Genomic DNA, 6,160 nt, shown 5'->3' with positions numbered 1-6,160 from the left:
GTACAAACAGGCGGCTTTCATCCGCTTCAGGTACTTGCCGTCAAAGCCCGACAGCTGCCACCGAAACACTTGGTCCAGTCGATCTAAACCGTCTACTAGAGCATCGGCGTCTTTACTGCCTCTTTCACTAAATCTTTCCCGCAGACGTGCCAAAAAGCTTTCTATGTAGGCTGCCCAAATTCCTGTCACTGCCGTTACTGGAAACATCACGATGGACATGCCCCACTCCTGCTGCCACAAAAAATGCACAAATGCACCGCCGCTGCCACCAAGCGGAGCCCAACGCACAAATGCCCCCAGGGCTTGCTCCACCCAACGCTGTTCAGAACTCGACGATTTATCTCCAGAAGCCATAGACCCACAAAGCAGCAACTTTTCACAAATATGGCATCCACTACCGAAATATGCCGCAAAGTATCAATTGTTTGTAGAGCAGCCTTGGAAATGGCGGTCAGTCAGCAACCAGCATCGCCCACCATCACCATATACCGTTGCAGGAGCCTCCACGGTACCGCCCACTGAAGACTCGTTTGCTGGCGTGTTCGAATCAGCTGTTGCCTCTGATCACAGACGGACTCGAACGTGCTCACGCTGTCGGAGGCACCCGCATAGTTCAACCAAAGCTAATCTAAAGACGTACTATACTATTACGCTTTCTCGATACACTAACTACTGTGTCCTTTGCCACTTGAGCCTCTATGACAGAGCAGATTGGCCTGTTTGGTGGTCAGCCCGCCCCCGCAGCTGCCGCCCTATCTCCCGAAGACTGGGAGCAAATTCCCACCAGTGCCAGCATTCCAATCCCTCCAGGAACGTATGAGGATTTGGACCAGCTGGCGAGTCACTGTAATCAGTGTCAGCGGTGTGACCTGGCCAGCGGTCGTACCAACGTGGTGATTAGTCGAGGCAGTCCTAAAGCGTCGATTATGATCATCGGTGAAGGACCGGGTCAAAATGAGGATGAGCAGGGCAAACCCTTTGTGGGCAAATCGGGACAGCTGCTGGAGAAGATTTTGGCCTCCGTGCGGTTGGATACCCAGAAAGATGTCTATATTTGCAATGTGGTGAAATGTAGACCCCCTGGTAACCGTAACCCAACCGCAGGGGAAATTGCTGCCTGTGTGCCCTACCTGAAAGAACAGGTGCGCCTGGTGGATCCTAAAATTATTTTGCTGACTGGTAACACAGCGCTCAAAGGTTTATTGGATGTCAAGCAAGGCATTACCAAAGTGCGGGGCAACTGGATGGAGTGGGAGGGACGCTACTGTATGGCGATTTTCCATCCGGCCTATCTGCTACGTAATCCATCACGGGATAAGGGCAAACCCAAGTGGCTAATGTGGCAGGATATTCAGGCTATCCGTAAAAAACTAGACGAGCTTAGCGCCTAGGGTAGGTTTGTAGAAACAGGATCGGTCAACTGGCTAACCAGCTGTTGAGCGGGCTTTAACCAGTGCTGGAACAATGCGATCGCACGCCAGCTTACCGCCAAACAGGTTTCTCGCCACTGGCCCCACCTGCAACGCGGCTGCACCGCCCATGATGAACAGGTTACACCCCGGCCAGCGCAGATGATGATCCAGCAGGGGCAGGCCGTGTATGGTTTTTAGTGGGTGGTGCGATCGCACCGCCGACAGCAGTGGCCACTGGTTTACATCCAGCTGGGTGCCGGTGGCCAGCCAGATGCGATCCACCGGCAAATGGGCAATGCAGTGATGGGCCTGGGGGTGGGTACAGGTCACCTGCCAGTGCTCACCTGTCCAGGTGGCAGACTTGACCTCGCACTGCTCGTAAAACGACAGCTGACCGTCGCGTTCCTGCCTACGGAGCTGGGTGAGAACACTGGGCGTGAGTGACCCACCATTGCGAGCCTCTTGAATCATCTGCCAGCGCGTTTTCCAGCAGGGTTCGGCATGAAACCCTTTGAGGTACTTGGGTCCGAGCCAGCCGGGTTCAGCGTCAAATAGCTTTTCATAAAAGGACCTGCGGGCCATCATCATCACCTGCGCGCCCCGCGCCGTCGCCCCCAGGGCCAGATGACCGCTGGTTAAACCACTGCCCACAATTAGCACCCGCTCCCCCGCTAGCTGCAGACCGCGCAGATCCACCTGCTGGGCATGTTGCAGCCGCTCGGCAGGATAGGGCGACAGGGACCGCGCCCAGTCTGGCCATTGGGGAGTGCCACCTGACGTTGCTAACACCACCCGTTTGGCCATCAGCGTTTGACCGTTTGCTAGCGTTAGTCGAAATCGCTGTCGCCTCTGTGGGTGGATCGGCTCGATCTGTTCAACCTGGGCGAGCACAACCCGGTCCTGCAGCTGCCATCGTCGGATCAGCTCTTGGCAAAAATCTTGAAAAAGCTGGGTGCCCGGCAGATCGTAGGGCAGGTGCAATTCATTAAAACGGCGTTCGGCAAAGGTACGCAGCGCATGGGGATTGGGGTCTGGGTGATGGACGGCAGGCGATCGCAGGTGGGGAATCTCGTAGGCAGCAAACTGATGCTGCCACTGCCGCAGCCAGGTCCCTGCAGGATCTAGCACCACAAAGCGGTGGCGCATGGATTTCTTCTTCTGTATCAGGTGGGTTACCAGCGTTAGCGCCTGGGGACCTGCCCCCACAATTGCAATATCAATCGTTTTGGGCAGTGCAGGAGCATTAACCATAAATAAAACCCAGAAAAATGATAATGATTATCATTCTAGGAGTATAGTGCAAAGCGGTTTTATGTGGTCACACTCCAATTTCCACCGCCCCTAAAAAGTTAATAAAGGGTAACGGCTTTTAGCGACAAGAATGATTATCATTCTTATGCAATTATAGGCAAGCACCCTGGCAACGTCCCTTGTCCGGTTCGCTGGGGCTATACGAAGACTATGGTGCTGAGTTGGGTGCGATCGCACACTTTCAAGCCTAGGCAAACACCACTCAAGGAGACGATCCATGGTAACCGACGACATTTACAACACCGTCCCCGTAACCGTTTTAACCGGCTATCTAGGCGCAGGTAAAACCACCCTGTTAAATCGCATTCTCACCCACGAGCATGGCAAAAAAGTAGCTGTAATCGTCAACGAATTTGGCGAAGTGGGCATCGACATTTTGCTCAATAAGATTGACCTAGTCACAGAAGAGGAACTAACAAAACTGGAACAGCGGATTCGAGGAATGAATGCCCTAGCCAAAATCCATCGCACCCGTGATGCCCAAATTGAAATGGATGCCCTCCTCGGCGTCAGCGCCTTTGACCTAAATAAGGCTTTGAACATCGACCCAGATTTCCTCAACGAAACCGCCCATGAGCACGACGAAACCGTAGGTTCCGTTGCCCTAGTAGAATCAGGAGAACTCGATGGCGACAAACTAGAAACCTGGATAGGAGAACTATTGCGCGACCACGGCCCCAACATTTTTCGCATGAAAGGCATTCTCAACATGGCCGGAAAAGACAACCGATTTGTCTTTCAAGGGATACACATGTTGTTCGACGGTCGCCAAGATCGCCCCTGGAAACCAGACGAATCCCGTAAAAACGAACTAGTATTTATCGGTCGTAACCTGGAGCAGCTAAATCTAGCAGAGCACTTTCGAGACTGTTGAGTAAAAATTCATTAAAAAACAACTTCATGATCCGAATTTTATACACTAAATTTCTCGCAGAAATCGATCCAGAACATAGATAATCGACCCCGCCGTAACCCCAGACTAACGCTATTAGGGATAACCTATTACGGTGGGTTGTAGGGCGGCGTTCCGGCCCTGCCCATGGGGGTTTGGGGAACTCGGAGGGACCCCAAGCAACATCTTCAAGCTCCCCACCACCATCTTACGCTACGTTTCCCCAATAGCCTTTCTAGCCAGTAATGCCCAAACCCATGCTGAGAACAAAAAAACATAAAAAAACCGTACTCCAGCAGCTCTGGAACACCCATCTTTCCGACTATGTCACCGCCATTGCCTGGTCCCCCGCTGGCACCCAAATCGCCGCCAGCTCTGGCGCAGGCGAGGTAGTCCTCTACACACCTGCAACGGATAAATCCACCTGCCTACAAAGCCCCCAGGGAGAATCTGTAGATGCCCTAGCCATTTCCGCCGATGGCAAATTTCTCGCAGCTGGCGGTCAGGCAGGCACAGTCTGGATCTGGCAGCTTAATGGTGATGAGCCCACACTGCTAACAACCTTAGAGCATGAGCGTACCTGGATTGATCGGCTGCAGTGGCACCCGAGTTCTCCGGCACTGACCTTTAGTTTTGGCCGCTATGTGCAGGTGTGGCACGCCGTTGAGCAAACCGTTGTCACCACCTTAAATTTTGAAGACTCCTCCGTATTAGATCTCGCCTGGAATCCCCAGGGAACAAGACTATCGCTAGGGGGTAACCAAAGTATTAAAACCTGGAAATCCCAGGACTGGAATGAGGCCCCAGTGGTGAGGGAAGTAGGTGGGGCGAGTGTGGCAGTTGCCTGGTCACCGGATGGTAATTACCTGGCATCAGGGAACAATGATCGCTCAGTTTTGGTGTGGGCAAAGGATCATCCTGCTCCCTGGCGGATGCAGGGGTTTCCGGGCAAGGTGCGGCAGTTAGCCTGGTCAAAACCGACGGTACGAGATGCGCCGTTGCTGGCATCGATCAGTGGTGAAGGGGTGGTTGTGTGGACCAAGGCGGCTGATGAATCAGCAGGCTGGAATCCTCAGGTGTTGGAAGACCATGAGGGGATGGTGCAGGCAATTTCGTTTCGGCCCGAGACTCTATTACTGGCCTCTGCGGCTGAAGATGGTTGTTTGTATTTATGGCAAAAGTCTAGTCAGATTGCGCAAACGTTGAAGGGGTCCGCTGGTTTTTCGTGTTTGGCCTGGGCAGGGCAGGGCACAATGTTAGCTGCTGGCGGCAGTGGTGGAGAACTGTGTGTATGGACTGAAACGACCAAAGGGAGAGGGTTTAAGTAGGTCAGTTTATTTTTTTAAAGCTAGAGAATTTATGCAGAGAGATAAAGTTAAAGCCACCTTTAATAACATGGCCGAATCCTATGATGCTCAATGGGCAAACTTGGGTGCCATAAACGATTCACTGCACTTACTCATGGGCGGTGTGCTTTCTAGCTTGCAAGCTGACGCAAATATTCTTTGTGTTGGAGCGGGTACTGGGGCAGAAATAATCTACTTGGCACAAAGGTTCCCAACGTGGCACTTTACAGCGGTCGAACCCTCCACTAGTATGCTGAACGTGTGTCGCAAACGATTAAGATCGCTCGACTTAGAAAGGCGCTGCAGCTTTCATTCTGGTTACCTTGAAACACTTTCCTCATCTAATCTATTTGATGCAGCAACTTCCCTCTTAGTTTCTCAGTTCATTTTAGAAGAAGAGTCGAGATTGAACTTTTTTAAGTCTATTGCCAATTACTTAAAACCCGGAGGAATTCTGGTTAGTTCGGATCTTTCTGCAGATCTAAGCTCTTCTAGCTATCAAAGCTTACTTCAAACTTGGCTAGAGATGATGAAAGAAGGTGGCATTTCTCCTGAAAGTCTAGATGGAATGAGAGATGCCTATGGTAAGAGTGTTGCCGTTATACCTGAATATGATATTGCTAGGCTGATTCAAGGTGCTGGATTCGAAGAGCCTAATCATTTTTATCAAGTTGGATTAATTCATGCGTGGTATTGCTGTAAGAGTGCTTGCCATGGCTAACGTATGCATGGAGAACCATAGTTGCCATCTATAGAACCGTGGGTCGAACGGTTTCGAACTGCTATGGACGATGATCTGAATACATCGGGTGCTCTGGCTGTACTGTTTGAGCTGGCCAAAGGACTGCAGCGAGAGGGGAACCGTCTGGTGCATGAAGGGCAGACCCAATCCAGCCTTGAGCTGCTCTGGCAGCAGTGGCAAACGTTGTCGTATCTGGCCCAGGTATTGGGATTAGAGGCCAAAGCCGACAGTGATACTGATGTCGCAGCGGTGAATTGGATGAGGGTGCGATCGCAGATCTAATTCACCAGCGCCAAACGGCCCGACATCAGCGAGACTTTATAACAGCAGATGATATTCGCGATCAGCTAGCGGCAGGGGGGGGTACGGTGGTTGATCAACCAAATGGAGCCGTCCGTTGGCATCGGCAGTGAATCAGCGCGATCGGAGTAATGGTTATAAGTGAATCTGGTCTCTG

The 6,160-nt window shown here is 51.9% G+C and carries 8 protein-coding genes; 6 read left to right on the top strand and 2 right to left on the bottom strand.

All coding sequences use genetic code 11. The features are described from left to right. A partial coding sequence (locus IQ260_RS05400) for a hypothetical protein (RefSeq protein ID WP_228015593.1) occupies positions 1-354 on the bottom strand: 354 nt, incomplete at its 3' end. Between the two features lie 344 nt (positions 355-698). On the opposite strand from IQ260_RS05400, the gene IQ260_RS05395 reads away from it, so the two are divergent. Further along, the gene (locus tag IQ260_RS05395) at positions 699-1,391 is read left to right on the top strand and encodes a uracil-DNA glycosylase (RefSeq protein WP_193991564.1); all 693 of its coding nucleotides are present in this window, start codon (positions 699-701) and stop codon (positions 1,389-1,391) included. A 33-nt stretch (positions 1,392-1,424) separates the two neighbouring features. On the opposite strand, the gene IQ260_RS05390 is transcribed toward IQ260_RS05395, so the two are convergent. Next, a complete protein-coding gene (locus IQ260_RS05390) occupies positions 1,425-2,663 on the bottom strand; it encodes an FAD/NAD(P)-binding protein (RefSeq protein WP_193991563.1) in 1,239 nt (412 codons plus the stop codon). A 277-nt stretch (positions 2,664-2,940) separates the two neighbouring features. Here IQ260_RS05390 and IQ260_RS05385 point away from each other — a divergent pair, with 277 nt between their 5' ends. From IQ260_RS05385 to IQ260_RS30875, 5 genes are all read left to right on the top strand, one after another. Further along, positions 2,941-3,597, top strand: a complete 657-nt coding sequence (locus tag IQ260_RS05385; RefSeq protein ID WP_193991562.1) for a CobW family GTP-binding protein — start codon at positions 2,941-2,943, stop codon at positions 3,595-3,597. Positions 3,598-3,872: 275 nt separating this feature from the next. Further along, on the top strand, positions 3,873-4,943 hold the full coding sequence (locus IQ260_RS05380) for a WD40 repeat domain-containing protein (protein WP_193991561.1): 1,071 nt from the start codon (positions 3,873-3,875) through the stop codon (positions 4,941-4,943). A 31-nt stretch (positions 4,944-4,974) separates the two neighbouring features. Then, positions 4,975-5,682, top strand: a complete 708-nt coding sequence (locus tag IQ260_RS05375) for a class I SAM-dependent methyltransferase (protein WP_193991560.1) — start codon at positions 4,975-4,977, stop codon at positions 5,680-5,682. A gap of 63 nt (positions 5,683-5,745) precedes the next feature. Then, positions 5,746-5,985, top strand: a complete 240-nt coding sequence (locus IQ260_RS30880) for a DALR domain-containing protein (protein ID WP_228015591.1) — start codon at positions 5,746-5,748, stop codon at positions 5,983-5,985. Further along, positions 5,958-6,116: a CysS/YqeB C-terminal domain-containing protein gene (locus IQ260_RS30875; protein WP_228015590.1), complete on the top strand. Its 159-nt coding sequence runs from the start codon at positions 5,958-5,960 to the stop codon at positions 6,114-6,116. The genes IQ260_RS30880 and IQ260_RS30875 overlap by 28 nt, the downstream gene beginning before the upstream one ends. Positions 6,117-6,160: the final 44 nt, after the last annotated feature.

Origin of the sequence: Leptolyngbya cf. ectocarpi LEGE 11479 (genome assembly GCF_015207065.1) — a bacterium.
GTDB lineage: Bacteria > Cyanobacteriota > Cyanobacteriia > Phormidesmidales > Phormidesmidaceae > Leptothoe > Leptothoe ectocarpi.
This window is presented reverse-complemented; position numbering and strand designations above follow the sequence as displayed.